Below are 23,825 nucleotides of genomic sequence, written 5' to 3'. Positions count from 1 at the left end.
CCCCGCACGGCAGGGTGGGGCTGTTCGGGATTCGATAAAAGCCGCTGAAACGGAAAAGGGCGACCCGGTCGCCCGGATCGCCCTTGCCGATGGTCGTTGAGACGGGCGGTGGCGAAACCGCCGCCCGTCGTCGTCGTGGCCTAGAACTTCGAACGCAAGGTCATGCCGTAGGTACGCGGCGCGCCGAGGAAGGCGTTGTAGGTGATCGTGTCGCCGGCCGGGAGATAGGCGGTGCTGGCCGGGCCGATGCCCGAAGTGCCCTGCAGGGTGCCGTTGAACCCGACCTGGGTGTACTTCTCGTCGAACAGGTTCTGACCCCAGAGTTCGACGGTCCACTTGTCGTCCTGCGAGCCGATGCCGACCCGGGCGTTCACCAGGGTGTAGGCCTTCTGCTGCTTCGGCGGGAACAGGTCCGAACCGGTATTGTAGTCGGACGAGTACTTGGCGCCGACGTTGAAGCGGGCCTTCAGGCTGTCGCCGAGCGGGCGCTCATAGGTGAGCGAGCCGGAAGCCGAATATTTCGGGGCCAGCGACAGGCGGTTGCCTGGCAGCAGCAGCAGGGCGTTGGTCGGGTCGTTGGGGACCTTGTCCTTGCCGTACTCGGTCTTGGCGTAGCTGAAGCCGCTCTGCAGCGACAGGCCGCGGACCGGGGTGAACCACAGGAAGTCGATGTCGACGCCCTGCGAGGTCACTTCCGGGATCGAACGCACGGCGAACGAGGTGCCCAGGAAGGTGTTCAGCTGGAAGTCGCTGAACTTCTGGTAGAAGCCCGTGACGTTGAACAGCACCGAGCGGTTGAAGAGGGTGTTCTTCATGCCGACTTCGTAGCTGTCGACGAACTCCCCGGGGAACGAGGTGTCGAGGATCGGGATCACGCCCGGGCCGCCGCTGGGCAGGCCGTTCGACGATTGGGTGCGGTCCAGGTTGTAGCCGCCGCCCTTGTAGCCGCGCGCGAACGAGGCGTAGGTGAACACTTCCGGCGAGAAGCGGTACGACGCCTTGATGGTGCCGCTCCATTCCTTGTCCGAGCGCTTCTGGGTGGTGCCGCGGCCGTTGAACAGCGGGTTGGCCCAGGGCAGGCACAGGTTGCCGACGATGGTCGGGGTGTTGGCCGCGCCGACGATGCCGGCGATGCGGGCCTGGCCGGCCGGGGTCAGCGCGATGCCGCAGGCGAGGCCGCCGTCGCTGGTGCTCTGATAGGTGTTGAGCGTCTTGTCGTCGACGCTGTAGCGCAGGCCGGCCGTGATCTCGAAGGCGTCGGTCACGTGCCAGGTGTCGTTGGTGAACAGGGCGACGGTGGTGGCGCGCTGCTTGTACTGGTCACGCAGGCCTTGGCCGCCGACGAAGCTGGTGTTGGGCGCTCGGTTCAGCAGCAGGGCGACGAAGTTGGCGACGCCGGCCGGGTTGGCGGCCGAGCGCGACAGCAACCGGCCCAGATACTGCTCGTAGTCGTTGCCGTAGAGGAAGTTGGCTTTGGTATCGAGCGTCTCGTCGGCCAGGAAGGCGCCGACCAGCCAGTCCAGCTTGTCGGTCTTGCCCGCCAGGCGCAGTTCCTGGGTGTAGGTGGTGAACTCGCTGTAGTTGGTGCCGTCCTTGTTGCGGTAGGCGAGGTCGGCGGTGGTGAAGTCGGAATCCTGGCCGTTGTCGGTGCGCCAGTTGCGGATCGCCGAGATCGAGGTCAGCGTGCCGATCGGCGTTTCGATATCGCCTTGCAGCGAAACGCCCTTGTCCTCGACCGACGACGGTGCGCCGCGGTTCGAATAGGCGATGCGGGCATAGGGATCGGCGACGGTGGCCAGGACCGGGCCGCCGTTGATCAGGGCCAGGATGCCGGCGGTGGGGCCGGTGCGGATCTGCACGGCGCCGCAGCAGTTCTCGTCACGCTTGGTGTAGTCGCCGATCAGTCTGAAGGTGGCTTTGTCGTCCGGCACGAACAGCAACTGGCCGCGCACGGTGTAGAAGCCCTGGTCGGCGTCCTGGTCGCGCTTGCTGGGGCCCTTGCCGGTCACCACGTCGTTGTAGCCGTCGCGCTCGCGGGCGGCGACGTACAGGCGGGCGGCCAGGGTCTCGGTGCCGAACAGCGGGCCGGTGACCGAGGCGGCCAGGCCGTGGGCGTTGTAGTTGCCGATCGTCGCCTCGGCGCTGCCGCCGAAGCCGAATTCCGGCTCCTTGGTGACGATGTTGATGACGCCGGCCGAGGTGTTCTTGCCGAACAGCGTGCCTTGCGGGCCCTTCAGGACCTCGATGCGTTCCATGTCGCCCAGGTCGCCGAACGACACGCCGTTACGCGGACGGTAGACGCCGTCGATCACGACGCCGACCGAGCTTTCCAGGCCGGGGTTGTCGCCGACCGTGCCGACGCCGCGGATGCGGGCGGTGGTCGAGGCTTCCGACGAGGTCGAGGTCACGGTCAGGCCGGGGGTGAGGATCGTCAGATCCTTGATGTCCTTGACGCCGGTGTCCTGCAGCAGCTTGGCGCCGACGGCGGTCACCACAACCGGCACGTCCTGCAGGTTCTGCTCGCGCTTTTGGGCGGTGACGACGATGCTGTCGACGGTGGGGATGTCTGTCTGCTGGGCCTGGGCCGTCAGCGGGGTCAGACCGGCGAGCACGACGGCGGACGCCGTGCCGCAAAGCACCTGGGTGAAGCGCATTTCCTACCTCGGTTCGTTTTATGACGCGGGCGCTTGCAACGCCCCCGCCTTTTGATTTGGTCTTAGCCCGAACGTTCGTTCGAATTGACTAGTAAGGGTTATGGCCGCGCTGTGGCCTCGGCAAGGAAAATCCTTATGGCTTAACGGTTCGCGAACATCTGTTGCGCGGATGCGACAATGGTCGCCCACCATCCCCGATCTTCCGCTGACCCCGAAAGCCGCCTCCAGGCTTGCGTCGAGAAGCGCGGCGGCTCATGTCCGGAGAATGCCGATCTCCGCCGCCTATCGCCCCGATCCGGTCTTCATGCGCCTGGGGCCCGACTTCGCCGATCCCGTGCTTCCGGCGGACTTCCCCAAGACGATCCCGCGCTTCCGCAACGACCGCGCCGCCGCCACCGTGGGACTGGAGGGTCTGAGCGACGCCGAGTGGCTCAACCATTTCGCGAGATTCAAGCCCCTGCCGGACAACCAGCCGGGGCCGCTGGCCATGCGCTATCACGGCCACCAGTTCCGCAGCTACAACCCCGACCTCGGCGACGGGCGGGGCTTCCTGTTCGCCCAGCTGCGCGAGGCTGGAAGCGGTCGCCTGCTGGACCTGGCCACCAAGGGCTCGGGCCAGACGCCGTGGTCGCGGGCCGGCGACGGGCGGCTGACCCTGAAGGGCGGGGTGCGCGAGATCCTGGCGGCCACGATGCTGGAGACCCTGGGCGTGCCGACCTCGCGGGCCTTCTCGCTGGTCGAGACCGGCGAGGACCTGCAGCGCGGCGACGAGCCCAGCCCCACGCGTTCGGCGGTGCTGACCCGGCTGTCGCACAGCCACATCCGGTTCGGGACCTTCCAGCGCCAGGCCTTCGCCGAGCGGCCCGACCTGATCACCGTGCTGGTCGACCACGCGGTCCAGACCTATTTCCCGTCCGTCGCCGACGAGCCCGACCGCCCGAAGGCGCTGCTGGAGCAGGTGGTCGCCGCCAGCGCCCGATTGTGCGCCCGCTGGATGGCGGCCGGCTTCGTGCACGGCGTGCTCAACACCGACAACATGGTCGTCACCGGCGAGAGCTTCGACTACGGCCCCTGGCGGTTCCTGCCGCGCAACGACCCGAACTTCACCGCCGCCTATTTCGACCATTCGGGGCTCTACAGCTTCGGCCGCCAGCCCGAGACGGTGTTCTGGAACCTGCAGCAACTGGCCGGCTGCCTGGCCCTGGTCACCGACGACGCCGGACTGATCGCGGCGCTCAACGGCTTCTCCGACCTCTATCGCGACGCCCTGCGCGCGGCGATGCTCGACCGGCTGGGCCTGAAGAGCCGCTCGCCCGAGGCCGATATCGCCCTGGTCCAGGCGGCGTTCACCGCCTTGGCGGCCGGGGGGGCGGCCGGGGGGGCGGCCGGGGGGGCGGCGGGCGGGGATCAACTGCGCTGGGAGCCGTTCTTCTTCGATTGGTTCGGCGGCCGGGCCTCGGAAGCCCGCGCCCTGGCGGGTCCGCGCGCCGAACTCTACGGCCAGGACGCCTTCCTTGATTTGCGCCGCCAGTTCGCGGCCTTCGAGACCGATCGCCCCGAGCGGCTGGACAGCCCGGTCTTCGCCCGGCCCGAGCCCGAGGAGATGCTGATCGACGAGGTCGAGGCCCTGTGGGCGCCGATCGCCCAGGCCGACGACTGGTCGACCCTTTATGCTAAACTGGCCCGGCTTGAGGCGACTCGTGTCGCCTATGCGTTAGGCCACTGACATACGGGTGAGACAAATCTGCCGCATGCTGAGCTTTTCCGATGTGGGGCAGGAACAAACGTCAAGCTTCAGCCTTATCTGGGGTTGATGGCGCCCCGTGGGTGATTTGGCCGGTGGAGAATATCGCATGCGTTTCTTCCAACCCGTGATGCTGGTCTGCGCGGTGGCCATGTCGTTCATCGGCGCCCTGGGCCTCCCGGGCTGCGCCCGCGCCATCGGCGAGTGTCTCAACGACAAGCACGAGATGGCTTAGCGGGTTTTGGCCTCAGGGCCGGCCGTCGCTCTCGACTAGCGTCATCGTCTCGGGTCGGGCGTCATACGTCGCCCAAGCCGTCTGCAAGTGGCAGGCGCTATACTATCTTGAATAGGGCGCGGCGTGACCAACCCGGGTTTCAGCGGATGAGACGATGTTGCGAATATTGATGTCGATCCTAGGGACGTTGGGGATGGTGTCCTTGGCGATCCCCATTGCGCTCATGCGGTTCGCATCGGACATCCACCCCGACCCTTCCCGCGGCTGGGTGTACGGTGTTCAGGCGAAAGGAACGACGTTCTATTTCAGTAAAATCGATGGTTTGATCTATAAGTATAGTGCGTTCCTAGGTGTGATTTTCATAATCTCGTTCATGTTGTGTGGCGTGTTCCAGGCGATCACGGATCGGAAACCTGATCCACGGGACATCTGAAACCGATCATCCCAACCAAGGCGCGCTGGCCATCCGCTTGGCCAAAAACGCGATCAGCACTTCCACCCGCGCCGGCCGGATCGTGCTGGGCGGGGTGACCAGGTGCAGGGCGATCGGCGGCGGCGCCCAGTCGCCCAGGACCTCCTCCAGCAAGCCGTCCTTGACGTCCCGCCACACCAGGAAGTCCGGCTGCATGGCCAGGCCCAGGCCGGCCAGCAACGACGGGCGCAGGATGTCGGCGTTGTTGACCCGCAGCGGGGCGGGCAGGCTGACGGCATATTGTCCGTGTTCGGCGTGTTCGAACCGCCAGACGTCCTTGGTCTTGCTGTTGGTGTAGAACATGCCGCTGTGAGCGGTGAGGTCCTTGGGGTGGCCGGGGCGCCCGTGCCTCTCGAAATAGGCCGGCGAGCCGACCAGCATCAGCCGCACCGGGCACAGGCGCCGGGCCAGCAGGCTGGAATCCTCCAGGGCCGAGATCCGCAGGGCCAGGTCGAAGCCGTCCTCGACGATGTCGACCAGCTGGTCCGACAGCGACAGCTCGATCGACACCTCCGGATAGAGGGCGAAGAACTCGGGCAGGGCCGGACCCAGATGGGCGATGCCGAACGACATCGGCGCGGCCACCCGCACCAGGCCGCGCGGCGTGGCCGACTGGGCCGAGGCCTCGGCCTCCAGCGCCTCGCCCTCATGCAGGATGTGCGTCGCGCGGTGCAGCGAATCCTTGCCGGCCTGGGTCAGGGACAGCCGCCGCGAGGTGCGGTGGAACAGCGTCGCTCCCAGCCGGACCTCCAGCCGGGTGACGGCCTTGGACACCGTGGCCTTCGACAGGTTCAACTGGGTGGCGGCCCCGACGAAGGAGCCGGTCTCGGCCACCTTGGCGAACACCGCCCAGGCCTCGAAATCGGGGAGTTTCATGGGTATTGCCTCATCCCCTACCTCAACCTCCGCTCTTCCCGGCGAATGCCGGGATCCAGATGGCATGGCCGTGGGGCTGACGCCAAAAGCTCGGAGCCACTCCAATCATCCTCAACGCCACGGGATCTGGGTCCCGGCGTTCGCCGGGATGAGCGGAGAGTATTAGCACGAAATCCGAAACGGTTTGTTTCGATCATTTCCATTTCGGATCGAAGCGCAAGGGATCATCTTCTCCTCAACAGAGACGGCCAGGCGGCCTTCTCTCAGGAGATTGAGACCATGATCGATGTCAGGAGCTTCGACAGTCTGGGCGGCGCCAACCACGGTTGGCTCGACGCCAAGCACCACTTCTCGTTCGCCGACTACCATGATCCCACGCGCGTCCACCACGGCGCCCTGCGGGTCTGGAACGACGACACCATCGCCGCCGGAACCGGCTTCCCGCCGCATCCGCACGCCGACATGGAAATCATCACCTATGTCCGCGAGGGCGCGATCACCCACCAGGACAACATGGGCAACAAGGGCCGCACCGAGGCCGGCGACGTCCAGGTGATGAGCGCCGGCACCGGCATCCGTCACTCGGAATACAATCTGGAAAACAGCGCGACCCGCATCTTCCAGATCTGGATCATCCCCAACAAGCGCGGCGAAGGTCCCGCCTGGGGCGCCAAGCCGTTCCCCAAGGGCGACCGCTCCGGCAAGTTCGTGGCCCTGGCCAGCGGCTTTCCGGCCGACAACGACGCCCTGCCGATCCGGGCAGACGCCCGGGTGCTGGGCGCGACGCTGAAGGCCGGCGAGACCACCGAGTACGCGCTGGGCGCGGACCGCAAGGGCTATCTGGTGCCTTCGGCCGGCAAGGTCGAGGTCAATGGCGTGACCCTGAACACCCGCGACGGCGCCGCCATTCAAGACGAAGCCGTGATCCGCGTGACGGCTATCGAGGACGCCGAGCTGGTGCTCGTCGACGCCGCCTAACCGAAATGGGGACAGGCGCATGCGCCTGTCCCCAGCCCATTCCCAACGTCCATCAAGGAAGCCAAGATGCCCAAGGTTCTCGTTCTCTACTATTCCGCCTACGGTCACATCGAGACGATGGCCAACGCCGTCGCCGAGGGGGCCCGCGCCGCCGGCGCCACGGTCGACGTCAAGCGCGTGCCGGAACTGGTGTCCGAAGAGATCGCCAGGAAGTCCCACTACAAGCTCGACCAGGCCGCCCCGATCGCCACGATCGCCGAACTGGAAAACTACGACGCCATCATCGTCGGCACCGGCACCCGCTTTGGCCGCATCTCCTCGCAGATGGCCGCCTTCCTCGACCAGGCCGGCGGCCTGTGGGCCCGCGGCGCGCTGCACGGCAAGGTGGGCGGGGCGTTCACCTCGTCGGCCACCCAGCACGGCGGCAACGAGACCACCCTGTTCTCGATCATCACCAACCTGCTGCACTTCGGCATGGTCATCGTCGGCCTGCCCTACAGCCACCAGGGCCAGATGACCGTCGAGGAAATCACCGGCGGCGCGCCCTACGGCGCCACCACCGTCGCGGCCAGCGACGGCTCGCGCCAGCCCAGCGAACTGGAACTGGCCGGCGCCCGCCATCAGGGCGAGCTGGTCGCCAAGACCGCGGCCAAGCTGTTCGGCTAGGCGTGCGCGATCGGGGACAGGCGCATGCGCCTGTCCCCAACGGTTCCACGGTCGGTTCGTCCTCCCCCAACGTCCGCGCCGCGCGGTCCTCGCGTGGTCGGCTGGCGCCGTGTCGCCGCTCCCCGCGAAAGCGCTACCTTGGAGAGTAATTTTCTGCCTTGATGAGGTGTCGTCGCGTCGACCGTCGGGGGTCTGGACATGTCTTTCCTTGATTGGCTGCTCAACCCCACCGGGCTGACGCCGCACGGCTTCTGTCTCAGCTGGTCTCCGGGCCTGGTGGCGATGCACGCCCTGTCCGACGTGGTCATCGGCCTGGCCTATTTCTCGATCCCGCTGGCCATCGCCGCCTTCGTCCGGCGTCGCCCGGACATCAAGTACGGCTGGGTGGCCTATCTGTTCGTGGCCTTCATCCTGGCCTGCGGCGCGACCCACTTCCTGGCGATCCTCACCCTCTGGGTCCCGGCCTATGGGGTCGAGGGGATCATCAAGGTCGTCACCGCCATCCTGTCGATCGCCACGGCGGTGATCCTCTGGCCGTTGATCCCCAAGGCCGCGGCCCTGCCGTCGGCCGCCGAGCTGGAGCGCCGGGTCCAGGCGCGCACCGCCGAACTGACCGCCGCCCTGGCCCAGCGCGACCTGCTGCTGCGCGAGGTCTATCACCGCGTGAAGAACAACCTGCAGATGGTCGACGGCCTGTTGGTCATGCAGGCCCGCCAACTGAGCGATCCCGAAGGGCGTCGGGCGATGCAGGGACTGCGCGACCGGGTCTACGCCCTGGGACTGGTGCACCATCAGTTGATGGAGTCGGAAAACCTCAAGACCTTCGACATCGCGCCGTTCCTGCGCGAACTGTCGACCAACATCGTCCACGGCGGCGCGGGGCGGACGGTCAACCTGTCGGTCGAGGCCATCCCGCTGGACGTAGGCCTGGACTTCGCCATTCCGCTGGGCCTGCTGGTGACCGAACTGGTGACCAACTCGCTCAAGCACGCCTTCCCGGACGGCCAGGGCGATATCGACGTCACCCTGGAGCGGGCGGAGGACGGCGCGCTGGTTCTCGTCGTCGCCGACAACGGGAAGGGCTACAATCAGGGCGGGCCGGCGTCGGAGGAGCCCAAGGCCGCGTTGGGCTCCAGCATCATCAAAGGCCTCGTCGCCCAATTGAGGGGAACGATCATGGTTGAAAGCCAACGGGGAAGGACGCGCAGCGAGATCCGGGCGCCCGCGCCGCTAGCCTCATGAACGGTCCGCGCAAGCGCCTGGTGTTGGTGGTCGACGACGAGTTCCTGATCGCCCAGGGCCTGTGCCTGCAGGTCGAGGACCTGGACATGGCGGTCTGCGGCACCGCGGCGACGGCCGACGAGGCGGTGGCGCTGGCCCAGCTTCACAAGCCCGAACTGGTCCTGATGGACGTGCGCCTGCGCGGCGACAAGGACGGCGTCGACGCCGCCTTGGCCATCCATCATGCCGTGGGCTCCAAGGTGATCTTCATCACCGGCTCCCGCGAGCCGTCCACCATCGCCCGCATCCAGATGGACCACCCGGCCGGCGTGCTGTTCAAGCCGATCTCCGATCGTCAGCTGCGCAGCGCGGTCGAGGTGGCGCTGGGGGGGTAGGGGGAGAGGGAGGACCTCACCCCGTTCCGGTCATCTTGAAGATGCCCTGGGCGTTGGCGCTGTCGAACCGCAGGTCCAGCCGTTCGACGCCCGCCTCGTCGACGAACCGGTCGCGGGTGATGAACTCGTGGAACGAGCCCGGGACGGTCAGGATCACCTCGCCGTCGTCGGTGATGAACGCCCGCTCGACCGGCTGAGCCTTGAACGCCGTCTGGCGCACGCGGCCCGAGGCCGAGACCTCGACGGCGTCCTTGACCGGACGGCCCAGGGCCTTCTGGGCGTCGGCCACCGCCTCGACGTCGGGCACCCGGTCGGTGGCGTGATTGAAGGACTGGCCCTCGGTGGCGATCCAGGCGGCCTCGGCCGACTCGGCCAGCAGGGTCTTGTAGTCGGCCAGGCGCGGCGTCGGATGGGTGCGGTCGAAGGCGGCGACCACCTGGGGCAGGGCGGCGATCGCCGTCTCCAGGTCGACGGCGCCCTCGGTGGCGAAGGCGGCCAGGGCGCGGGTCGCCTCGGCCCCCAGCAGGTCGCGCGTGGCGTCGAACACCGCGTGGGCGGCGGCCTGGAAGGCCGGCGAGAAGCGGTCGACGTGCAGCTCGCTGACGAAGAACTGCGGGATGGCCTCCGGATAGTCGAGATGGGCGTAGGCCCGGCCGGTCATCTTCAGGCGGTCCAGCGGATAGACGTCGGCCATCGCGTAGCCCAGCGGCTCGAGGATCCGCGCGAAGGCGATCTGGCCGGCCGGCAGGGCGCCGGTCTTGCCCTCGCCGAACCGGCCTTCACCGAACCGGATCGTGCGCAGGGCGCCGTGGTCGAACAGGATCCGCAGGCCGGCGGCCCGGCGCTCGGCGACATAGGCCGCGCCCAGCGGCACGCGGTCCATGATGTCGTGGAACAACACGGTGTTGACCGCCATGGCGAATACCGCGCGCGACACGCGCTGGCCGGTCTCGCCCGACAACATCACGTCGATGGCGAGGGTGTCGAGGATTTCGCCGGCCGCGCGCGGGCCGATAGCCGAAGCGACGAGGGCGGTCAGGTGGGGGGTCATGGCATGGTCCGGTGATGGCGAGAGGTGAGGTTTGGAGACCTAAGATCAGTTGTCATCCCGGAAGCCTCGCAGAGGCTGTCCGGGACCCAGGGGACTGGGCCAGCGCGGTGCAGCCGCCCCTGGGTCCCGGACAAGCGCTACGCGCTTTCCGGGATGACAACGGTAGTGGGGCAACGGCATGCGGATCCCTAGACGTCGAAGGTCACGCCCTGCGCCAGCGGCAGGGTGGTCCCGTAGTTCACGGTGTTGGTGGCGCGGCGCATATAGGTCTTCCAGCTGTCGGAGCCCGCCTCGCGGCCGCCGCCGGTCTCCTTCTCGCCGCCGAACGCCCCGCCGATCTCGGCGCCCGAGGGGCCGATATTGACGTTGGCGATGCCGCAGTCGCTGCCCTCGCCGGACACGAACAGCTCGGCCTCGCGCAGGTCGAGCGTGAAGATCGACGACGACAGGCCCTGGGCCACGTCGTTCTGGGCGGCGATGGCGTCGGCCAGCTCGGCGTACTTCATCACGTAGAGGATGGGGGCGAAGGTCTCGTGCCTGACGATCGGCGCCTGGGCGTCGATCTCCACCAGGGCGGGGGCGACGTAGTAGGCGTCCGGACCCGCGACCCGCGCGCGTTCGCCGCCGACCACCCGGCCGCCGGCCGCGCGGGCGTGGGTCAGGGCGCTTTGCATGGCCTCGTAGGCGGCCTTGTCGATCAGCGGGCCGACCAGCACCCCGGCGGCGCGCGGATCGCCGACCGGCACGTTGGGATAGGCGATCTTCAGCCGGCCGACGAAGGCGTCGTAGACGCTCTCGTGCACGAACAGCCGGCGCAGGCTGGTGCAGCGCTGGCCCGCCGTGCCCATGGCCGCGAAGGCGACGCCGCGCAGGGTCAGGTCCAGGTCGGCCGACGGCGCGACGATGGCGGCGTTGTTGCCGCCCAGCTCCAGCAGGGCGCGGGCGAAGCGGGCGGCCAGCTTGGGCCCCACCTGTCGGCCCATGGCCGTCGAGCCGGTGGCCGAGACCAGCGGGACCTTCGGGTGGTCGACCAGGGCCTCGCCCACGTCGCGACCGCCGATCAGCAGGGTCGACAGGCCGGAGGGCGCGTCGGGGCCGAAGCGGGCGGCGGCGCGCGCGAACAGCGCCTGGGTGGCCAGGGCCACCAGCGGGGTCTTCTCCGACGGTTTCCAGACCACCGCGTCGCCGCAGACCAGGGCCAGGGCCGCGTTCCACGACCACACCGCCACGGGGAAGTTGAAGGCCGAGATCACGCCCACCACGCCCAGCGGGCGCCAGGTCTCCATCATTCGGTGATCAGGACGTTCGCTCGCTATCGTCAGGCCGAACAGCTGGCGCGACAGGCCCACGGCGTAGTCGCAAATATCGATCATCTCCTGCACCTCGCCCAGGCCCTCGGAGACGACCTTGCCGGCCTCCAGGGTGACCAGGTCGGCCAGGTCGGCCTTGGCCGCGCGCAGTTCCTCGCCGAGCAGCCGCACCAACTCACCGCGCCGCGGGGCGGGAACCTTGCGCCAGGCGAGGTAGGCGTCATGGGCGGCGTCGATGGCGGCCGTGGCCTGTTCCGGCGTCGCCTCGACCAACTGGGCCAGCACCTCGCCGGTCACCGGCGAGCAGGCGGCCAGGGTCCCGCCGTCCAGGATAGCGGCGTCGACGCCCAGGCGGCTCAGCAGGGCGTGGGCTTGCGGGATGGCGGAGGGCAGGGTGGTCATGGGGTGGTCCTGAGGAATTTGATCTTATTTTTGATCCGCTCATCCCGGCGAATGCCGGGACCCAGATCCCAAAGCTGGGGCGCTGACTGGATAGGCTCTGCGCTCTTGGCGTCAGCCTCAAAGCCATTCCATCTGGGTCCCGGCATTCGCCGGGATGAGCGGTTGAAGTAAAGTGGAATATCTCAATTGATCACCGCCGGCCCCAGTCTCACGCTGGCCGACCCTGTCCCGAACACCGCCGCCACCGCCGCCGAATAGTCCTGGATCAGCCGGGGCGTGAACCGGTCATAAGGACCTTGGACGGCGCGGCCAAGCCCATGCTCGCCGCTGAAGCTGGCCCCGAAACACTCGATGGCCAGGACCAGCACCGCCTCGCGCAGGGCGTCCAGCCGGTCGGGGTCGTGCGCGCCGGGCTCCCGCCGCACCAGGTTGAAGTGCATGCCGCCGTCGGCCACGTGGCCGAAGTCGCAAAGCTCGTAGTCGGTAAAATCCGTTTCCAGCATCGCCGTGGCCTCGCGGCGGAAGCGGGCCAGGTCGCGGCGGCGGAACGACAGGTCGAAGCCGACCACCGGCCCGCTGGCCCGCAGGCCCTCCGACAGCGAATGGCGCAGGGCCCACATCTTCTCCAGGGGCCCGAACAGGGCGTCGACCAGCGGGCTGTCGTCCCGCTCCAGCAGGTCGCCGGCGATCTGTTGCAGCACCTCATCCAGCGAGGCCTCGCCGTCGCGCGGCGCCCAGGTCCGGGTCAGCTCGACCAGCACGGCGTAGTCGGGAACGCCGCCGGCGAAGGGATTGCTCAGAGACGGCACGTGGTCGATGGCGCGGCGCATGGCGGCGGCCGACATGCCCTCGAAGGCGGTCAGGGCCCCGCCGGCCTCGGCCTCGAAGGCCTGGAGCAGGGGCAGGACCGCGTCGGCGTCGCGCGGGACCAGCAGGGCGGCGGCCGTCTGGCGCGGGCGGTGGTGGACCTCGACGGTGACCGCCGTGATGACCCCGAACGCCCCGCAGCCGCCAACGAACAGCTGCCGCAGGGCGACGGCCGCGTTGTCCTTGCGCAGGCCGTGCGACAGCTGCAGCACCGTGGCGGCTTCGTCGGCCAGCACAACCTCCAAGCCCAGGACGTGCCGCCGCATGTCGCCGTAGCGCAGGAACCGCGCTCCGCCGGTGTTGGTGGCCGCCATGCCGCCCAGACTGGGGTCGGCGCCCAGGTCGATGGGCAGGAACAGGCCGTGCGGCTCCAGCGCCGCGTTCAGGGCCGACAGCCGCACCCCGGCGCCCACGGTGGCGGTGCGGTCGGCGGCGTCGATCTCCAGCGGCGCGATCAGGCGGTCCAGCGACAGCACGAACTGAGTCCCGCTGGTGTCCGGGGTCGAGCCCTCGGCCAGGCCGGTGTTGGCGCCCTGTGGCACGAAGGCCAGGCCATGGCGCACGCAATAGGCCACGACCTGGGAGACCTGTTCCGTGCTGGTCGGTCGCGCCACGGCCGCCGCCACGCCGCCGGCGTAGCGCGCGGGCGTCTCGTAGGCGGCGCGGTCGGCCGGATCGAGAATCAGGCCGCCGGGCCCGAGGATCGCGGCCAGGGCCTCTGTGTGGACTTGGTCAAGCACGTGAGCGGCGCCTCCAGGGGCGGACATCATCGCCGCCGTTTCGTCGAATCCTAGTGGCCTGATCGTCGGTTTGCCGACATGCTTTCGGCGAAACGCAGGTTCGAGCCGACGCAATGACGATCGACGCCATAGACGAGAAGCTGATCGCCGCCCTGCGGGACAACGGCCGGGCCTCGACCGCCGACCTCGCGCGGCGGGTCGGCCGTTCGCGTACCACGGTGCAGAGCCGGATCGAAAGGCTGGAACGCGACGGGGTGATCGTCGGCTACACCGCGCGCCTGGCGCCCGACCATGCCCACGGCGCCGTTCGCGTCCACGTGATGCTGAAGATCGGCCCCAAGGAGGCCCGCGCCGTCGAGGCGGGGCTGCGGGCCATCCCGCAGGTGCGGCTGCTGCACTCGGTCAGCGGCGACTACGACATGATCGCCATCGCCGCCACCGCGACGGTCGCCGAGATGGACGCGGTGATCGATCGCATCGGCCAGCTTCCGGGGGTCGAGCGCACCACTTCGTCGATCATCCTGTCGACGAAGTTCGATCGCTGAGCGCGATCAGCAGTCAGAAGTCGCCGACCATGATGAAGGGGCTGATGACGGCCTTGTCGGCGATGAAGAAGACGATCCGCGAGTGGCTGGCCTTGGCGGTGAGGAAGGCCGAGAACTGCGCCCGGCCCGTGTCGGTCGAGACGTCGATCCAATAGTTGTAGCAGCAGCCCAGCCAGCTGGCGTCGACCTGGTTCAGGTTGCGGAAATAGACCTTGGCGTCGTAGCTCACGCCGTACTGCAGGACAGAGGCGTCCGGCACGACCAGCGATTCCGCGGCGGCGTGCGCTGTCGGACCCATCGCCAGCATGCCCAGCGAAAACGCTGCAGCCGCCGCGATCCTGCTGATGTGTTGCAAGGAAACCCCCAGTCGCGATTCGAAACGATGCGGCAAGCTTCGCCTTTGGCAAGTCGCCTTGGCAAGTGCAATTGCAGGTTTCAATCGCGGATCAGCCCGCCTGCGTCGCCCGTTGGACGCCGCCGGTCGCCCGCCGCCCGGCGCCTCAGCCAAGCCCGCACCGAAATGGCGTGGAACCGCATCGAGGCCCGCGCCAGCGCCAGGCTTTTGACCGGCACGGTGGCCTGGGCGTCCTTGTTTCCGAACATGGCGGGTCTCCTCGGGGCGGGTGACACTAGGAAGGCGCCGGCCGGTGGAGCGTTCCCACCGCGCCTATCAATAGGGTTCGCCGGCCGCGGGGATCAGGAGCGAGGGTTGCGGCCCGCCGCGCTTGGCCAGGGCGGCGGCGACGTCCGAGCGGGCCGCCACCATCGCTTGCCGCCGCAGAAGTTCGGCCTCCATCGCGGGTCGGGCGGCCTTGATCGCGATGCGGGGCGAGAGCGCTTCGATCGCCCTCGGCGCGCGGTCGGGGTTCTCCAAGCGGGCGATGTAGGTCAGCGCCGCCTTGTCGAGATCGTCGAGGCACAGATAGGCGAAGCTCAACGACGCGGTGTTGGGGTCGTCCTTGCCGGCCAGGCGGCTCAGCTCGCGTTGCGCCGCCCCCTGGCGTCCCAGTTGGGCGTTGGCGCAGATCGCCCGGGCGGCCACCCAGTTGTCGATGCTGGCGACGCCTACCTCGGCGTTGAAATAGTCGAGCGCGACCAGCGCCTCGGCGGCCTTGCCCGACGCCACCAGGTCGCCGACCAGGGCCAGGTCGGCCCAGCCGTTATAGCCCTCCTGCGAGCGGGCGAGGGGGATGGTCCGCCGCCGCTCGGCGATCGCGTCGTCGGTCCGGCCGACCAGCCACAGCGAAACCGCGCGCTCGACATGCAGGCTGGTGAGGGTGTCGGCCTTGTCGACATAGTCGCCGGGATGGGCCTCGACCTTGGCCAGAGCCTCGTCGACCAGGGCCAGCGCCTGGTCGGCTCGTCCCAGTTGTTCCAGGGCGTCGGCGCGGATTCGCGCGCCGACCAGGCGATCGGGATGGGCGACCGACAGCGTCTCCGCCTGGGCCAGGCGGCGCTCGGCCGCGGCCTTGATGTCGAACACCGCCGGATCGGCCGCGCGGGTCCGCGCGAACCGCGGGTCCAGTCCTGCGTAGAACAGCTCGCTGATGGCGCGCATCCGGCCCAGGGCGGTCAGGACGCCGGCCTGGTCGCCCTTTTCCTCGAGCCGCAGCGCCTGCTCGTACCAGATGTCGTCATAGGTCTCGAACGGGTCGGCGGGGGCGAAGTTCTCGCGGGCCAGCAGGTTCAACAACCTGAGCTGCAGTCCCGGCTTGTCGTCCGCGGCGGCGTAGACCAGGTCCTGCAGGTCGGAGGCCGCGAAGGCGGAGAGCCCGCCGGGCTTGCGGGCCTGCTTCTCGACCAGGGCGACCGCCTTGGCGGGGGCGTCGAGATCGAGGGGCAGTTTTTCGGTTTCGGCCAGGGCCAAGGGGCCGGTCGCGGCGAGGCCGGCCAGCACCAGGGCGAACAACAGGGGTTTCATCTCACCACCCTCGATAGGGATAGGGCGGCTTTTCGGTCCGTTGGCCGACCGCCGCGATCGCCGCCTGGACGTCGGGCCGGGCCTCGATCGCCAGGCCGCGCGCCCGCAGCACCTTCTCGAACGCCGTCAGGTCCGGCCGCTCGGGATAGTCCTGGACCTCGCTCAGAGCCTCGAGGCGGGTGTCAGGGTCGGCGATCCGGCCGATGAGCAGGTGGGCGGCGGCGTCCTGGTCGTCGGCGCAAACCAGGGCGCTCATCATCATTCGCGGGGCGTCGTCCTGCGTCTTGCGCATCGCCTCCAGCACGCGCGCCATGCCGTCCTTGTCGCCCTTCTGCGCGGCGATGCAGGCGCGCAAGGACTGTTGCACCATCTTGCCGTAGGCGCTGGCGTCCGAGGTGGTGACCTCGGCCAAGGTTTCCACCGCCTCGTCCAGGTGGCCGGTGATCATCTGCTGGCCGGCCAGGTTCAGCGTCTGGCTGATATTGAGATGGCCCCTCTCCGGCCGCCGCGCGGCGCGGGCCAGAACAGCCAGGCCTTCGTCGCTACGCCCCAGGGCGAGCAGGATCTCGGCGCGCAGGTTGAGCGTCAGGTTGACGCTCTCGGCGTCCTTGTAGCTGGACTTGGCGCCATCGGCCGGCAGCGCCTTGGCCAGGGCGTCGTCGACCACCTTCAGACCCTCGGCCGGTCGATCGGCCGACAGCAGGGCGGCGACCAACTGGTTGGCGGCTTCGAGCGAGGTCGGGTCGGCGGCGACCCGCGCCTGGGCCCGTTCGATGCGCCGGGCGTAGGCGGCCTTGATGTCGAAGAGGCCGGGCGAGGACTTCAGCACGGGGGCGAAGCGGTTGTCGGCCCGCATGCCGATCAGCGGGATCGGCATGGTCACGCGCTTGGCGGCCTCGGCGGCGCGCGTCGCGTCGCCGCGATCCAGCAGCTGGGCGGCGTGCTGCGACCACTGCATGCTCCAGTCGATGTAGGGACTCTTGGGCTTCCAGTCGGCGGTGAGCAGGGCGTCGAGCAACGCGAACCGTCGGGTGTCGCCCCGCGGCACGTCCTTGGCGCTGGCGACCAGCCAGGCCATGCCGGTGTCCGTGACCTGGCTCAAGGTGGCCGGATAGTCCTCGGCCAGGGTGGTCGCGGCGAGGACGGCGTCATCCTTGTCCTCGCGCGCCGAGGCCGTCATCAGCCGCATGTACCAGTCCAGGCCGACCGCGCCTTCCAGCACGGACGAATGCCGGAAGGCGTCATGCGCTTCGTCCATCTTGGTGCTGTTCTGCGTCGCCGCGACGCCGAAAATATACCAGGCGGCGCGCTGCACGGCGGGTTCCAGCTGGGAGAGACCCTTGCCGGCCATCACCGGCTTCAGCACCTCGTAGCAGCCGGAGAAATCGCCATTGGCGAGCTTCTGCTGGGCGTCCTGGATTTCCAGCAGGGCGGCCTCGGCGTCGCGGGTGCGGTGCGTGGGGGAGGGCGAAATCTGGTCGGAGACGGCTTTGGTGTCGGCGTTCGCCGTCGCGACCCCGCACAACAGGGCCAGGGCGGAGGCCCCGACCAATACGAAACGCTTCATGACGCCCCCGGCTAAGCTACGTCCGCAGGTAGAAGCATGACCTCCGCACCATGGCAACGCTTGTAGTCGCCTTCGACATGGCTTGACGATGACATATACAGTGTGTCACACAGTGTACGCCACACACCAAGTGGCGCACACCATGCGACGTACACCATGCCCCCAAACACCGAGCCAACAGGCGCCGACATTTTCGAAACCCTGCGCCAGGAGCTCCGGCGCGGGACCCTGATCCTGGCCGTGCTCGCGCACCTGCGGGTCGAGCGCTACGGCTACAGCCTGCGCCAGGCGCTGGCCGAGGTGGGGCTGGAGATCGACGAAGGGGCGCTCTACCCGATGCTGCGCCGCCTCGAGGGCCAGGGCCTGCTGACCAGCGAATGGCGCGAGGAAGACAAGCGCAAGAAGCGCTTCTACCGCCTGTCGCCCGACGGCGTGGCCGTGCTGGCCCGCCTGTCCGCCGAGTGGCGGGCGATGAACGACACCCTGCAAAACCTGATCTGAGGAAGGGACCCCGTCATGGACCTGCTCGACCGCTATCTGGCCGCCGTCGCGGCCCTGCTGCCCAAGGCCCAGCGCCAGGACATCATCGCCGAGCTGCGCGACCTGCTGCTGAGCCAGATGGAGGAGAAGGAGGCCGAACTGGGCCGGCCGCTCGACAGGGCCGAGCGCGAGGACGTGCTGCGGGCCTTTGGCCACCCGATCGCCGTGGCCGGCCGGTTCGGAACGCCGCGCTCGGTGATCGGACCGGAGCTCTATCCGTTCTACATGTTCGCGGTGAAGGGCCTGCTGATCCTGACGGCCGTCGTCACCGCCATTCCGATCGTCATCGCGGTGATCACCGGCCACGAAGACGGCGCGGCCCTGGCGCATTTCCTGTCCGGCTTCCTCACCACGGCCATGATGATGATCGGGGCGGCGACGGTGGTCGGGGCGGCGATCGAGCGCGGCTGGATCCAGCTGGGCCGGACCCTCGACTGGAAGGTCGCCGACCTGCCACGCCTCGACCGGCGCGGCGGCAAGGTCGGGTCGCGTTTCGAGGCGTCGTTCGAGCTGGCCGCCACATTGCTGTTCATCCTGTGGTGGACGGGCGCGGTGGAGGCGCCGTGGTCGGCGAGCGTGGCGCGCAACGGCCTATTCCTGGGCGCGACGCCGATCTGGTCGACCCTGTATCTGCCGATCCTGGCCCTGGCCCTGGTCCAGGTCGCCTCCAGCCTCGTGAGGATGATCCGGCCCGACTGGGTGCGGGCGCGCGCCGGGCTGGAGATCGTCGGCGGCCTGGGCGGGCTGGCGCTGGCCGCGACTTTGTGGTCGGCCGGACGTCTGGTCGAGGTGGCGGCGCAGGGCGCGGCGGGGACGCGATCGGCGGACGTCGCCGCCCTGCAGCTGGTGCTCGACCAGACGTTTCAGATCGCCACGGCCGTCGCCGCCGCGATCTGCGTCATTAAGCTTATCGTCGACGGCTGGCGGCTGTTGCGAGGCGGGCGGACTCCGGAAGCGGCGGCCTCCCGAACGGCCTAGTTCGGCTTGGCGGCGGTGTTGACCACCGCCCCCACACCGGCCCCGACCACCGCGCCCACCGGGCCGGCGACGACCGCTCCGGCGATCGCGCCGGTGGCCGCGCGCTGCTCCATGTTGTGGCCGCAGGCGGCCAGGGCGAGGGCGGCCGCGAGGGGGAGGGAAAACCGGCAAATAGCAGACACTATGTCCTCCGAGACATCCTTGCGACGTCGCTTGAGTAACGGCGTGCGACAGGCGGGGTTCCATTGAGAGCGGCGGGGCGGAAGTCTATCCGAGCGGTTGAATATTCGCCGTTTCGGGGAATTACGGGACTGTCGCGTTTTTGCCTTGGAATCAAACAATTAACCATTCGATCTGTCGCGCGGGGCGGCTAAATTCATGGTGCGACTCCGCGTACGCTTGCGACTCGGTCATGATTGCGTCATAAGGCGCTCTATATGTAGGACTTCGGCCACCATCGTGAACCGGCCGAGCCTCCGCTTTCAGAGCTGCCCGATAGTGTTTTTCCCGGGTTTCTAAAGGCGTTTTTGTCGGGGGGCGGTCCGCCCTCGCCGCGCAGGACACGAGTTTTGAATATCAAGTCGCAGACGTGCGCAGACGCGCGCGCGCTGATCGGCGCCGTATTGGTCGGATCCGCCACGGGTCTGGCGCTTGGCGGCGTTTACCTTGTGGGGGGCATGGCCCAAGCCGCGAGTCAGCACGCTCAAGTCTCGCGCCTGGCCGACGGCGCCGAGGGGAATTTCTCCGACGCGGCGCTGTACCAGGCCGCGTCGCGGATGGACGCCGGAGCGATGGCCATCGCCCGCCGTCACGATCCCTATACCGTCGCCGGCGGCGCCCAGCGCGACCGGCAGTCGGCGCTGCTCGCCGAACGCCTCGAACAGCGCCAGGCGAGCGGCGGCGATCGCCAGCCCCTGATGCTGCGCGCCAGCTTCGGCGGTCCGTTCAACCCGGCTGTCGCGCCGTTCCGTCTGACCAACGCCCTGGAAAGCTCGCGTGAACTCGAGTGCCTTTCCGAGGCGGTCTATTACGAGGCCCGCGGCGAGACCCCGAGCGGCCAGGCGGCCGTGGCTCAAGTGGTATTAAACCGCGTACGCCACCCTTCGTTCCCCAAGTCGATCTGCGGCGTGGTGTTCCAGGGGGCCTACAAGCACGTCGGTTGCCAGTTCAGCTTCGCCTGCGACGGCTCGATGCGTCGCGGTCGCGAGCCCGGCGCCTGGAACCGGGCCCAGAAGGTCGCCTCGCGCGCCCTGAGCGGCGCGGTGATGGGCGAGGTCGGGGCCGCGACCCACTTCCACACCACCGGCGTCTCGCCGGGCTGGGGCCCGCGCCTGCTGCGCGTCGCCCAGGTCGGCATGCACGTGTTCTACCGCTTCGGCGGTCGCTCGGGCGCGCCGGACGCCTTCAGCCGCCAGCCGCGTCCGTCGACGGCGGACGAGCTGCCCGGCGTCACCCTGGCCAGCCTGCCGGCCGCGACCAGCGCCGACGGCAAGCCCGTCCAGACGCTCCAGCTGGCCAGCGCCCTGGTGATCATGCCCAACACCCCGACGCAGGCGACCGCGCCGGGCGGCATGGGCGGTCCCGTGGGCCCGGTCTCCGAACCGGCCTCGGCCCCGGCCATGCACCCGAGCAAGGCCTCGTCGCCTGCGTCGGGCGACGCCGTCAAGTCGCCAGCGGCGGCCTCGACCGGAGCTGCTTCCTAACCGCGCCGGGCATGTGGCTGGTGGCGAAGCGCATCTGCTTGGCCCGCTTGCCGACGAAATAGTGCAGGTCCTTCCCGTGGGCGGCGCGCCAGATCACCTCGGCGGCGTCCTCCACGGGATAGACCGGCAGCCCGCCGGCCTTCAGGGCGTCGGACATGTTGGCGTTGCTGCCCGGCTGGCTGGCGTTGAGGATCGGCGTCTCCACGAACCACGGCATCACGCAGGCGACGCTGACGCCCTGCGGCGCGAACTCGACGTCCAGCGCCTCCGACAGGCCGCGCACCGCGAACTTGGTGGCCGAATAGACCGCCAGGCCGGGTGAGCCGTACAGGCCCGCGCAGGACGAGATGTTGACCAGCCGCGACCCCGGCGTGGCCTTCAGCCAGGGCAGGGCGGCGCGGGCCCCGCTGATCACGCCCTTGATGTTGACGTCCAGCTGCAGGTCGATGTCGGCGTCTTCGTGGCTCTCGAACGGCCCGAAGCGGGCGACGCCGGCGTTGTTGAGCAGCAGGTCCAGCCGGCCCTTGGTCACCTTGGCGAAGTCGGCCAGGACGGCGGTCCAGGCGCTGCGGTCGCGGACGTCGAGCCGGTGAACCGAGCCGTTGTCCGGACCGATGGCGACGAGCGCCGCCTTCAGCCCCGGCGCGTCGATGTCGGAAAGCCCGACGAACCAGCCCTCGGCGGCGAAGCGCTTGGCGGCGGCTAGGCCGATGCCGCTGGCGGCGCCGGTGATGAAAACGGCCTTGCGGGCCCCTGCCGTTGCGTTGGTGGCGCTGGCGTCCATGTCGTCCCTCCCCTTTTCTGTTTGTTATCGCCGATCAGACGCCGGGGAGGCGGGGAAGGTCAAGCCGGGGTCGAGGTGGGGACACGCACAAGCGCATGCCCCCCTTCGATTGGCCTCAGTCCGTCTGGTCGTCGATCTCGGCGTCCGGGCCGTTCTTCTTGATCGACTCGATGGCGTTCTTGGCCGAGGCCTTCGAGGTGTAGCCCTCGGTCCAGAAGATGGTCTCGCTGTTGTAGACGAAGTAGGCGACGAACTCGCCCGCCTTGTTCTTCTTGATCTGGAACTTGTGGGCCATGGGGATCGCTCCTTAGTGCGCTGACGATGTCGTCAAGCCGACGACGCCAACCTCGCCTCAGGCGTGCACGGCGTCAATCGGCGGCTTGCGCGCCGTCCTCGAAGGCGCATCCTTCGCCGTCCCTCATCGACGAGCGCCCATGACCCCCGACGATCGCCTCGACCAACTGGCCCGTGACCTGCTGGCCACGCCCTACGCCGCCCTGAAGGACGTCCAGAAGAGCGTCATCGATCTGATCGCCGCCGAGGCCCCCACCGGACTCAACAAGGCCCTGCTGGCCGATGACCGGTCGTTCTGGGACCGGCTGGCCGACCGGGTCGCGGCGATCGGCGGGTCCTGGGCCTTCATCGGCGGGTTCTGCGCCTGCCTGGCGCTGTGGATCGTGCTGAACGTCGGCCTCAAGCCGTTCCATCTGTCGTTCGACCCCTATCCGTTCATCTTCCTCAACCTGATCCTCTCGACCGTGGCGGCGATCCAGGCCCCGGTGATCATGATGAGCCAGAACCGCCAGGCCACGAAGGACCGGCTGAACGCCGAGCACGACTATGTCGTCAACCTGCGCGCGGAGCTGGAGATCATGCGCCTGCACGCCAAGCTGGACGCCCTGCGCGAGCAGGAGATGGTCGAGATCCTGCGGTGCAACACCGAGACGCTGGATATCCTGAAGGCCCAGGTGGCGAAGATGGCCGGCGGAGCCTGAACCCTCTCCCATGGGGAGAGGGAGGGGCCCGCCGCGCAGCGGTGGGAGGGTGAGGGGGTTCTGCGTCCGACGGCGCGCCGGCAGGGCGTTCGAGGAAAACGGCGAGGGCGTAACCCCTCACCCTCCCACGCCTATGGCGTGGGCCCCTCCCTCTCCCCATGGGAGAGGGTTCTTCCGGCCCGCCGCAGCGCCTGGGGTGGCTGTCCAAACGCGCGGACGAAGGCGCGGCGCATGCGTTCGGAATCGCCGAAGCCGGTCTCCAGGGCCACGTCCTCGACCTGCAGCGGCTGGCTGTCGAGCAGCGCCCGGGCCGCCTCGACGCGCAGGCGCTCGACGGCCTTGGCGGGGGTGGCGCCGGTCTCGGCGGCGAACAGCCGGGCGAAGTTGCGTGGGCTCATGGCGGCCCGCTCCGCCAACTGGTCGACGGTCAGCGGCAGGGCCAGGTTCTCGCGCGCCCAGACCAGCAGGTCGTCGAACCGGCCGCCCTGCATCTCCAGCAGGGCCGAGAACTGCGACTGGCCGCCGGGGCGGCGGTGATAAACCACCAGCTGCTGGGCGGTGCGGCGGGCGACGGCTTCGCCGAGGTCGGCGCCGATCATCGCCAGGGCCATGTCGATGCCGGCCGTGATCCCGGCCGAGCTCCACAGCGCGCCGTCCTGGACGAAGATCTTGTCGGGCTCCAGCCGCACGGCCGGGAACCGCTTCTGGAAGTCCCGCGACCGCTGCCAGTGGGTGGTGGCCCGGCGGCCGTCCAGCAGGCCGGCGGCGGCCAGGACGTAGGTCCCCGAACAGACGCTGGCGGTGCGGCGGGCCGTGGCCGACGCGGCGCGGACGAAGGTCAGGGTGGCGTCGCAGATCGCCGGGCTGCGCGTGCCCTCGCCGCCGGAGACGATCAGGGTGTCGAGCGGCGGGGCGTCGGCGAAGGCCGTCGCGGTCATCGCCACGCCCGACGAACTGGCCACCGGGCCGGGGTCGCGGGCCAGCAGGTTCAGGCGATAGGCCCCGGGCGCGAGCCGTCCGGCGATCTCGAAGGCGGCGATCGGTCCGGCGGCGTCCAGCAGCTGGAAGTCGGGGAAGATCAGGAAGCCGAGTTCGCGGGTCATGGCGGATTCCGAGGGAATTATGTCATTTCCGCCAGACGCTAGGCGGACGATGCTGCGGCGTCAATCGGAGACCGCCCC

The 23,825-nt window shown here is 68.9% G+C and carries 24 protein-coding genes; 11 read left to right on the top strand and 13 right to left on the bottom strand.

The window, feature by feature from the left end:
- Positions 1-140: 140 nt before the first annotated feature.
- Positions 141-2,654 (bottom strand): TonB-dependent receptor, encoded by a 2,514-nt coding sequence (locus ASD79_RS09675; protein ID WP_056720983.1) that lies wholly within the window; start codon positions 2,652-2,654, stop codon positions 141-143.
- A gap of 265 nt (positions 2,655-2,919) precedes the next feature.
- On the opposite strand from ASD79_RS09675, the gene ASD79_RS09670 reads away from it, so the two are divergent.
- Both ASD79_RS09670 and ASD79_RS23800 read left to right on the top strand, forming a co-directional pair.
- Positions 2,920-4,380, top strand: coding sequence for a protein adenylyltransferase SelO (locus ASD79_RS09670; RefSeq protein ID WP_056720981.1), 1,461 nt, complete (start codon positions 2,920-2,922; stop codon positions 4,378-4,380).
- A 127-nt stretch (positions 4,381-4,507) separates the two neighbouring features.
- Positions 4,508-4,633 (top strand): hypothetical protein, encoded by a 126-nt coding sequence (locus ASD79_RS23800; RefSeq protein WP_155856545.1) that lies wholly within the window; start codon positions 4,508-4,510, stop codon positions 4,631-4,633.
- Positions 4,634-5,072: 439 nt separating this feature from the next.
- On the opposite strand, the gene ASD79_RS09660 is transcribed toward ASD79_RS23800, so the two are convergent.
- Complete coding sequence (locus ASD79_RS09660; protein WP_082584866.1) at positions 5,073-5,981, bottom strand: LysR family transcriptional regulator; 909 nt, start codon at positions 5,979-5,981, stop codon at positions 5,073-5,075.
- Positions 5,982-6,260: 279 nt separating this feature from the next.
- Here ASD79_RS09660 and ASD79_RS09655 point away from each other — a divergent pair, with 279 nt between their 5' ends.
- The 4 genes from ASD79_RS09655 (at position 6,261) to ASD79_RS09640 (ending at position 9,241) form a co-directional block, all read left to right on the top strand.
- The gene (locus ASD79_RS09655) at positions 6,261-6,959 is read left to right on the top strand and encodes a pirin family protein (protein WP_056720977.1); all 699 of its coding nucleotides are present in this window, start codon (positions 6,261-6,263) and stop codon (positions 6,957-6,959) included.
- A 66-nt stretch (positions 6,960-7,025) separates the two neighbouring features.
- Positions 7,026-7,625, top strand: coding sequence for an NAD(P)H:quinone oxidoreductase (gene wrbA, locus ASD79_RS09650; protein ID WP_056720975.1), 600 nt, complete (start codon positions 7,026-7,028; stop codon positions 7,623-7,625).
- Between the two features lie 198 nt (positions 7,626-7,823).
- The gene (locus ASD79_RS09645; RefSeq protein WP_056720973.1) at positions 7,824-8,867 is read left to right on the top strand and encodes a sensor histidine kinase; all 1,044 of its coding nucleotides are present in this window, start codon (positions 7,824-7,826) and stop codon (positions 8,865-8,867) included.
- Positions 8,864-9,241 (top strand): response regulator, encoded by a 378-nt coding sequence (locus ASD79_RS09640; protein ID WP_056720971.1) that lies wholly within the window; start codon positions 8,864-8,866, stop codon positions 9,239-9,241. Before ASD79_RS09645 ends, ASD79_RS09640 begins: the two co-directional genes overlap by 4 nt.
- Positions 9,242-9,257: 16 nt before the next feature.
- Here ASD79_RS09640 and ASD79_RS09635 read toward each other — a convergent pair whose 3' ends face one another.
- The 3 genes from ASD79_RS09635 to ASD79_RS09625 form a co-directional block, all read right to left on the bottom strand.
- Positions 9,258-10,292 (bottom strand): DUF1338 family protein, encoded by a 1,035-nt coding sequence (locus tag ASD79_RS09635; protein WP_056720969.1) that lies wholly within the window; start codon positions 10,290-10,292, stop codon positions 9,258-9,260.
- Between the two features lie 188 nt (positions 10,293-10,480).
- Entirely contained in the window at positions 10,481-12,004 is a 1,524-nt protein-coding gene (locus ASD79_RS09630; RefSeq protein ID WP_056720967.1) for an aldehyde dehydrogenase family protein, read from the bottom strand.
- Between the two features lie 182 nt (positions 12,005-12,186).
- Positions 12,187-13,611 carry an FAD-binding oxidoreductase gene (locus tag ASD79_RS09625; protein WP_056720965.1) on the bottom strand — a complete coding sequence of 475 codons (1,425 nt, stop codon included), beginning with the start codon at positions 13,609-13,611 and terminating at the stop codon, positions 12,187-12,189.
- Positions 13,612-13,724: 113 nt separating this feature from the next.
- On the opposite strand from ASD79_RS09625, the gene ASD79_RS09620 reads away from it, so the two are divergent.
- Positions 13,725-14,156, top strand: coding sequence for an Lrp/AsnC family transcriptional regulator (locus ASD79_RS09620; RefSeq protein WP_056720964.1), 432 nt, complete (start codon positions 13,725-13,727; stop codon positions 14,154-14,156).
- Positions 14,157-14,169: 13 nt separating this feature from the next.
- On the opposite strand, the gene ASD79_RS09615 is transcribed toward ASD79_RS09620, so the two are convergent.
- The 4 genes from ASD79_RS09615 to ASD79_RS09605 all read right to left on the bottom strand — a co-directional run bounded on the left by ASD79_RS09615 (position 14,170) and on the right by ASD79_RS09605 (position 17,644).
- Entirely contained in the window at positions 14,170-14,511 is a 342-nt protein-coding gene (locus ASD79_RS09615; RefSeq protein WP_156400436.1) for a hypothetical protein, read from the bottom strand.
- Positions 14,512-14,591: 80 nt separating this feature from the next.
- The gene (locus ASD79_RS23795; protein WP_156400435.1) at positions 14,592-14,759 is read right to left on the bottom strand and encodes a hypothetical protein; all 168 of its coding nucleotides are present in this window, start codon (positions 14,757-14,759) and stop codon (positions 14,592-14,594) included.
- A gap of 67 nt (positions 14,760-14,826) precedes the next feature.
- Entirely contained in the window at positions 14,827-16,077 is a 1,251-nt protein-coding gene (locus ASD79_RS09610; protein ID WP_056720960.1) for a hypothetical protein, read from the bottom strand.
- A 1-nt stretch (position 16,078) separates the two neighbouring features.
- Complete coding sequence (locus ASD79_RS09605; RefSeq protein WP_156400434.1) at positions 16,079-17,644, bottom strand: hypothetical protein; 1,566 nt, start codon at positions 17,642-17,644, stop codon at positions 16,079-16,081.
- A 156-nt stretch (positions 17,645-17,800) separates the two neighbouring features.
- Between ASD79_RS09605 and ASD79_RS09600 the strand changes: the two genes are divergently transcribed.
- Positions 17,801-18,145: a PadR family transcriptional regulator gene (locus ASD79_RS09600; protein ID WP_056720957.1), complete on the top strand. Its 345-nt coding sequence runs from the start codon at positions 17,801-17,803 to the stop codon at positions 18,143-18,145.
- A gap of 15 nt (positions 18,146-18,160) precedes the next feature.
- Positions 18,161-19,162: a hypothetical protein gene (locus ASD79_RS09595; protein WP_056720955.1), complete on the top strand. Its 1,002-nt coding sequence runs from the start codon at positions 18,161-18,163 to the stop codon at positions 19,160-19,162.
- Here the strand turns inward: ASD79_RS09595 and ASD79_RS09590 are convergent.
- Entirely contained in the window at positions 19,159-19,344 is a 186-nt protein-coding gene (locus ASD79_RS09590) for a hypothetical protein (RefSeq protein ID WP_056720953.1), read from the bottom strand. The two genes, ASD79_RS09595 and ASD79_RS09590, sit on opposite strands and share 4 nt — an antisense overlap.
- Positions 19,345-19,731: 387 nt before the next feature.
- Here ASD79_RS09590 and ASD79_RS09585 point away from each other — a divergent pair, with 387 nt between their 5' ends.
- Positions 19,732-20,865 carry a cell wall hydrolase gene (locus ASD79_RS09585; RefSeq protein WP_056720951.1) on the top strand — a complete coding sequence of 378 codons (1,134 nt, stop codon included), beginning with the start codon at positions 19,732-19,734 and terminating at the stop codon, positions 20,863-20,865.
- Here ASD79_RS09585 and ASD79_RS09580 read toward each other — a convergent pair.
- A complete protein-coding gene (locus ASD79_RS09580) occupies positions 20,825-21,649 on the bottom strand; it encodes an SDR family oxidoreductase (RefSeq protein WP_056720950.1) in 825 nt (274 codons plus the stop codon). The genes ASD79_RS09585 and ASD79_RS09580 overlap by 41 nt on opposite strands.
- A 115-nt stretch (positions 21,650-21,764) precedes the next feature.
- Positions 21,765-21,944 carry a YegP family protein gene (locus tag ASD79_RS09575; protein ID WP_056720948.1) on the bottom strand — a complete coding sequence of 60 codons (180 nt, stop codon included), beginning with the start codon at positions 21,942-21,944 and terminating at the stop codon, positions 21,765-21,767.
- Positions 21,945-22,083: 139 nt separating this feature from the next.
- On the opposite strand from ASD79_RS09575, the gene ASD79_RS09570 reads away from it, so the two are divergent.
- Complete coding sequence (locus tag ASD79_RS09570; protein WP_056720946.1) at positions 22,084-22,644, top strand: DUF1003 domain-containing protein; 561 nt, start codon at positions 22,084-22,086, stop codon at positions 22,642-22,644.
- Positions 22,645-22,775: 131 nt separating this feature from the next.
- Here the strand turns inward: ASD79_RS09570 and ASD79_RS09565 are convergent, their stop codons facing one another.
- The gene (locus tag ASD79_RS09565; protein ID WP_056720944.1) at positions 22,776-23,747 is read right to left on the bottom strand and encodes a GlxA family transcriptional regulator; all 972 of its coding nucleotides are present in this window, start codon (positions 23,745-23,747) and stop codon (positions 22,776-22,778) included.
- Positions 23,748-23,825: the final 78 nt, after the last annotated feature.

This window comes from Caulobacter sp. Root655 (assembly GCF_001427665.1).
Lineage (GTDB): Bacteria > Pseudomonadota > Alphaproteobacteria > Caulobacterales > Caulobacteraceae > Caulobacter.
This window is presented reverse-complemented; position numbering and strand designations above follow the sequence as displayed.

Excerpts from the sequence above, each read along its gene's own strand:
- ASD79_RS09675 (WP_056720983.1), bottom strand. The coding sequence starts at position 2,654 with ATGCGCTTCACCCAGGTGCTTTGCGGCACGGCGTCCGCCGTCGTGCTC.
- ASD79_RS09570 (WP_056720946.1), top strand. The coding sequence starts at position 22,084 with ATGACCCCCGACGATCGCCTCGACCAACTGGCCCGTGACCTGCTGGCC.
- ASD79_RS09605 (WP_156400434.1), bottom strand. The coding sequence starts at position 17,644 with ATGAAGCGTTTCGTATTGGTCGGGGCCTCCGCCCTGGCCCTGTTGTGC.
- ASD79_RS09580 (WP_056720950.1), bottom strand. The coding sequence starts at position 21,649 with ATGGACGCCAGCGCCACCAACGCAACGGCAGGGGCCCGCAAGGCCGTT.
- ASD79_RS09660 (WP_082584866.1), bottom strand. The coding sequence starts at position 5,981 with ATGAAACTCCCCGATTTCGAGGCCTGGGCGGTGTTCGCCAAGGTGGCC.
- ASD79_RS09575 (WP_056720948.1), bottom strand. The coding sequence starts at position 21,944 with ATGGCCCACAAGTTCCAGATCAAGAAGAACAAGGCGGGCGAGTTCGTC.
- ASD79_RS09640 (WP_056720971.1), top strand. The coding sequence starts at position 8,864 with ATGAACGGTCCGCGCAAGCGCCTGGTGTTGGTGGTCGACGACGAGTTC.
- ASD79_RS23800 (WP_155856545.1), top strand. The coding sequence starts at position 4,508 with ATGCGTTTCTTCCAACCCGTGATGCTGGTCTGCGCGGTGGCCATGTCG.
- ASD79_RS09620 (WP_056720964.1), top strand. The coding sequence starts at position 13,725 with ATGACGATCGACGCCATAGACGAGAAGCTGATCGCCGCCCTGCGGGAC.
- ASD79_RS09670 (WP_056720981.1), top strand. The coding sequence starts at position 2,920 with ATGCCGATCTCCGCCGCCTATCGCCCCGATCCGGTCTTCATGCGCCTG.
- ASD79_RS09565 (WP_056720944.1), bottom strand. The coding sequence starts at position 23,747 with ATGACCCGCGAACTCGGCTTCCTGATCTTCCCCGACTTCCAGCTGCTG.
- wrbA (WP_056720975.1), top strand. The coding sequence starts at position 7,026 with ATGCCCAAGGTTCTCGTTCTCTACTATTCCGCCTACGGTCACATCGAG.
- ASD79_RS09655 (WP_056720977.1), top strand. The coding sequence starts at position 6,261 with ATGATCGATGTCAGGAGCTTCGACAGTCTGGGCGGCGCCAACCACGGT.
- ASD79_RS09645 (WP_056720973.1), top strand. The coding sequence starts at position 7,824 with ATGTCTTTCCTTGATTGGCTGCTCAACCCCACCGGGCTGACGCCGCAC.
- ASD79_RS09630 (WP_056720967.1), bottom strand. The coding sequence starts at position 12,004 with ATGACCACCCTGCCCTCCGCCATCCCGCAAGCCCACGCCCTGCTGAGC.
- ASD79_RS23795 (WP_156400435.1), bottom strand. The coding sequence starts at position 14,759 with ATGTTCGGAAACAAGGACGCCCAGGCCACCGTGCCGGTCAAAAGCCTG.
- ASD79_RS09635 (WP_056720969.1), bottom strand. The coding sequence starts at position 10,292 with ATGACCCCCCACCTGACCGCCCTCGTCGCTTCGGCTATCGGCCCGCGC.
- ASD79_RS09610 (WP_056720960.1), bottom strand. The coding sequence starts at position 16,077 with ATGAAACCCCTGTTGTTCGCCCTGGTGCTGGCCGGCCTCGCCGCGACC.
- ASD79_RS09600 (WP_056720957.1), top strand. The coding sequence starts at position 17,801 with ATGCCCCCAAACACCGAGCCAACAGGCGCCGACATTTTCGAAACCCTG.
- ASD79_RS09595 (WP_056720955.1), top strand. The coding sequence starts at position 18,161 with ATGGACCTGCTCGACCGCTATCTGGCCGCCGTCGCGGCCCTGCTGCCC.